Origin of the sequence: Promicromonospora kroppenstedtii DSM 19349 (genome assembly GCF_000515355.1) — a bacterium.
Lineage (GTDB): Bacteria > Actinomycetota > Actinomycetes > Actinomycetales > Cellulomonadaceae > Promicromonospora > Promicromonospora kroppenstedtii.
Map to the genome: position 1 here is coordinate 9,942 of NZ_KI911603.1, position 4,554 is coordinate 14,495.

4 protein-coding genes and 1 pseudogene are annotated in these 4,554 nt (G+C 70.8%); 3 read left to right on the forward strand and 2 right to left on the reverse strand.

Annotated elements, in window-relative coordinates; all coding sequences use genetic code 11:
• Together cysC and PROKR_RS03395 are read left to right on the forward strand one after the other, a co-directional pair.
• Positions 1–561, forward strand: a 561-nt coding sequence (gene cysC / locus PROKR_RS03390) for an adenylyl-sulfate kinase (protein ID WP_084800224.1), incomplete at its 5' end; no start/stop codon positions are given.
• Positions 562–643: 82 nt separating this feature from the next.
• Positions 644–2,020 (forward strand): hypothetical protein, encoded by a 1,377-nt coding sequence (locus PROKR_RS03395; RefSeq protein WP_142039244.1) that lies wholly within the window; start codon positions 644–646, stop codon positions 2,018–2,020.
• A 106-nt stretch (positions 2,021–2,126) separates the two neighbouring features.
• On the opposite strand, the gene PROKR_RS03400 is transcribed toward PROKR_RS03395, so the two are convergent.
• Positions 2,127–3,086 carry an ABC transporter ATP-binding protein gene (locus PROKR_RS03400; RefSeq protein WP_084800225.1) on the reverse strand — a complete coding sequence of 320 codons (960 nt, stop codon included), beginning with the start codon at positions 3,084–3,086 and terminating at the stop codon, positions 2,127–2,129.
• A complete protein-coding gene (locus tag PROKR_RS03405) occupies positions 3,079–4,074 on the reverse strand; it encodes an ABC transporter permease (RefSeq protein WP_036959510.1) in 996 nt (331 codons plus the stop codon). Before PROKR_RS03405 ends, PROKR_RS03400 begins: the two co-directional genes overlap by 8 nt.
• A gap of 155 nt (positions 4,075–4,229) precedes the next feature.
• Between PROKR_RS03405 and PROKR_RS33695 the strand changes: the two are divergent.
• Positions 4,230–4,554: pseudogene (locus PROKR_RS33695) on the forward strand (hypothetical protein); the annotation flags it as partial.

The window sequence follows — 4,554 nt, forward strand, 5'->3', positions numbered from 1 at the left end:
GCCGAGGTGGTGCGCGCCGCGAGCGGCGGCCACCGGCGGGGAACCGTCGTGTTCTTCACGGGCCTGTCGGGCTCCGGCAAGTCGACGGTGGCGCGTGCGCTGGCCGCCGAGCTGGAGGACGACGGCCAGGGCACCACGCTGCTGGACGGCGACGAGGTGCGCCAGCACCTCTCGAAGGGGCTCGGCTTCGACCGCGAGTCCCGCGAGACCAACGTGGAACGCATCGGCTACGTGGCCGCGCTCGTGGCCAAGCACGGCGGCATCGCCGTGGCGGCCCCGATCGCGCCGTTCGCGGCCGGCCGGGCGAAGGTCCGGGCCATGGCCGAGGACGCCGGGGCCAGGTTCGTCCTGGTGCACGTCAGCACGCCGCTCGAGGTGTGCGAGGCCCGCGACCGCAAGGGCTTCTACGCCCGGGCGCGGGCCGGCGAGATCGCCGAGTTCACGGGCATCTCCTCACCCTACGAGGAGCCCGACGACGCCGAGCTCGTCATCGATACGTCAGTCGTGTCCGTCGACACGGCAGTGGGCGCCGTACGCGCCCACCTCAGTGCGACCGGGTAGCGGAACACACCCGGCCGCGGCCATGCCGTCGCGGAGACGCCAGGGGCGACGGCACGTAGATCAGATGGAACTGGAGCAGTTGATGACTAGGACGAGAACGCTGGACTGGCGACAGGGCTACTCCAGGGGACGGGTGACGGGCGCCAAGTTCCGGGGCGCCTTCGGCCCCGAGGTGGTCGGCCGCAACCGCAGGGACGAGGTGCTCAAGGAGTTCTCGGACCTCATGGTGCGGCACGCCCGTGGCGAGGAGGTCACCAGGCTCGAGGTAGCCGCCATGCGCCGCCGTGCGCTGACCAAGCGGTTCAGCGACTGGGACGGCATGATCATCGGGATCGTCTCGACACTGGCCACCGCCTTCGGCAACGAGGGCGCCAAGAACTGGCTGCCCGTGCTGCTCGCCGCGGCCGGGCGGTTCGACGAGGTGGTCGACATCGAGCCGGAGTTCGTGGTCGGCGGCCCGAAGCACAAGGACTGGCTGATCCTGGTCACCGCGCTCGCGGGGGCAGGGCGTGAGGACCTCGCGCGCGCACTGGCCGAGCGGCTCGACAAGCAGTTCCCGCCGGACGCGGACGACGACGCACACCTGACCGTCTGGGGCGAGGACGCCCTCTCCGTGGAGTACGCCCGGCTGCAGCGGCAGGCGCCCGGCGGCGCGGCGCTGCCCGTGTTCTTCCACCTGCCGTTCTCGGGCGGCACCAGCATGGTCGTCGCGCTCAAGCGGCTCGTCCCGTGGGGCCGGATGGTGCAGATCAACCGGCGGCACGGCCTGCTGCAGATCGAGCACGCGCTGGAGATGTCCGCGGAGGACGCCGAGCGGCTGATGATGGTGCACCAGCACCACCCGTTCCCGCTGACGTTCCCCGGCCGGGAGCTCAGCTACTTCACGGTGCTGCGCGACCCGGTGTCGCAGATCCGCTCCGGCTACTTCAAGCGGCTCTCCACCCCGGGGATCGTGCCGACGCTCGACAAGTCCCCGACGTTCGACGACCACATCGCGTACACGCTCGAGCACGGCATGACGAACATGCTCGCCCGCCAGATCGTCACGACACACCCGGACCTCCGCGTCCCCTTCGGCAAGCGGTTCGCGGGCGCCGGCCAGTTCGAGTCCATCCGGGCCGAGGAGGAGATGTACTGGCTCGAGGCGACGGCCCGCCTGAGCGAGGACGACCTGCTGCGCATGTGCCGGGAGACGCTCGACGAGCGGTTCCACCTCGTCGGCACGATGCGCCACCTGGAGGCCAGCCACCTCGCCGCGGCGGCCTCGACAGGCGCGCTCATCGCCGACCGTGTGGGCCACCGCGGCGCGTCCGGTCAGCCGGACCGCGGCACCGAGGAGTCCGCGGCCGTGACCCGGCTCCGTGCGGCGAACGGCGTGGACCAGCTCCTGTACGACGAGTACACGGCGCGGTTCGAGAAGGACCACGCCACCCTGATCGAGCTGGCCGACTCGCACTGACGACCGGCCGCACGCGCGAAGGGCCGCCACCCCCGAGGGGATGCGGCCCTTCGTGCTCCGCGGCCCACTGCCGCTCCGGCCCGCGCGTCGTGCCGGGCGGCGGCCGTCAGGCGTCCACCTTGCGGGCCGCGCCCTTCCCGTTGCCGTTGCCGTTCCGGTTGCCGGGACGGCGGCCGCCCTTGCGGCCCTGCGGGCGCTGGGCCCGGACGAACTCCTTGTACCGCTCGGCGACCTCCATGGTGGGGCCGTCCATCACGAGCTTGCCCTCGTGCACCCACAGCGTGCGGGTACACATCGCCTCGATCGTCGAGATCGAGTGACTGACGAGGAACACCGTGCCGGCGTTCTCGCGCACCTCCTCGATCCGGGCCTTGGACCGCGCCTTGAAGGCGGCGTCGCCCGTGGCGAGCGCCTCGTCGATCATCAGGATGTCCGGCGACGCGGCTGACGAGATGGCGAAGCGCAGCCGGGCGCCCATGCCCGAGGAGTAGGTCTTCATCGGGAGGTACACGAAGTCACCGATCCCGGCGAACTCCACGACGTCGTCGAAGCGCTCCTCGACCTGCTTGGGCGTCAGGCCCAGGGCCAGGCCGCCGATCATGATGTTCCGCTCGCCCGTGAGCTGCGGCATGAGCGCCGCGTTGACGCCGAGCAGCGACGGCTCGCCCGAGACGTGGACGCTGCCGGACTTCGGCGGCATCAGGCCGGCGATCGCGCGCAGCAGCGTGCTCTTGCCGGAGCCGTTGACGCCCACGATCCCGACCGACTCGCCGTGCCGGACGGTGAACGAGATGCCGCGCACGGCGTGCACCTCGCTCACCGCGCCGACGTGCTGGCGGCTGGAGCTGATCAGGCGACGGAAGAAGGACTGCTTGACCTCCACCTCGCGGACGTTCGCGCCCTTGGCCGCCTCCTTCTTGGCACGGCCGCCGATGACGCGGTAGACGACGTGCAGGTCGTCCACCACGAGGCAGGGGTCGCCGATCGGTGTCTCGGGCGGCGTCTCGCCGATGTCCTCGGGCTCGAGCTCGAGGTCGAAGTCCATGTGTGCGTCGGCCTCAGTCACGTCCGTACCTCTCCTCGCCCCGCCAGAAGACGACGAAGCCGATCACGAAGATCACTACTGCCCAGGCGGCGCCGAGCGCCCACATGAGCCCGCTCTGCGGGATGGACGGCTCCTGCGTCAGGCACGAGCGCACCAGGTACAGGTAGACCGCGACGGGCTGGTACTCGAGGATGCCGCCGAGCACGACCTTGGCGCCCTCCGAGATGCCCATCCGCTCGATGTAGCCGGCCAGCGGGAAGATCACGCCCGACCCGTACATCACCACGCGCATGACGAAGCCGATGATGTTGTCGAGGTCAGGCGTGGTGGCCACGATCCGGGCCATGAAGAACGCCAGGCCCGTGTTGAAGATCCACAGCAGCGTGACGGCGGCGGGCAGGAGCAGCCACCACCACGTGATCGTCATCATCTGGTAGCCGGGGATGAGCCCGCTCAGCAGCACGATGACGCACATGACCGCCAGCGCCGGCACGAGCGTCGCGAGCAGCGACAGCACGGTCGACATGGGCAGCACGGCCCTGGGGAAGTGCAGCGACCGCAGCAGCTGGGTCTTGCCGCTGATCGACTTGGCGCCGCCGGTGACCGACGACTCGATGAACCGGAAGATGAAGACGCCGATCACGATGAACGCGATGGAGTTCTCGACGTGCCGGTTGACGCCCAGCAGGACCCCGAAGATCAGCACGTAGACGGCCGCGTTCAGGATCGGGTTCAGCACGGCCCAGAGCTGGCCGAGGTAGTTGCTCTGGTTCTTGGCGTAGGCCGTCGACGTCGCCAGGACGCGGATGAAGTTCCAGCGCCCGGCCAGGTCCCGGATGTACTCACGGAGTGGCGGGCGGACGTTCAGACGGCGCAGGCCGTACTGCTCCGCCAGGGCCGCTCGCTCGGCCGAGGTGGTCTCGGGGACCAACGGCGGCGGCGGCTTCGGCGCACCGCCGCGGGAGGGGCGGACACCGGCTGCGGCCGCATCGGTGGTGGGTGTGCTCACGGTGTGTGAAATACCTGTCTGTGGAGGGCAGGCCGGTTTCGACCGACCATCAAAAGCCTAGCGGGTCGCCGCGAAAACCTACCAGATCCGTCGGACTCCCCAGGTCAGGGGCCTGGCGGGTCCTCGCCTTCCCTCGCCGTGAGACACTTCCCCTCGTGTCGACCGTCCATCACGACCCGCCGCGACCGACGCGGCTCGCGGGAGCGCTGGTCGAGTCTCCGCTGCAGCTGCTGTGCACCATCGAGGCCCACGCCGCGGGGCTCGGCGGGGCCCCCACCCGGGTCCACGTCCGCGACGACGTGCCCGCGCTGGGCGACGCCCTGGAGGAGGTCCGGCGCTTCGGACTGCCCGACGGGTTCACGGCGGACCTGGCCGGACGGCGGACGGCGCTCACCGCCCACGAGCCGGTCTGGCTGGTCGGCGACGCCTTCTCGGGGCTCTTCCAGGCGACGGCGCCCCTGCGGCGCGGCCTGACCCGCG

Coding starts and splice junctions, on each gene's coding strand:
- PROKR_RS03395 (WP_142039244.1), top strand. CDS start 644: ATGACTAGGACGAGAACGCTGGACTGGCGACAGGGCTACTCCAGGGGA.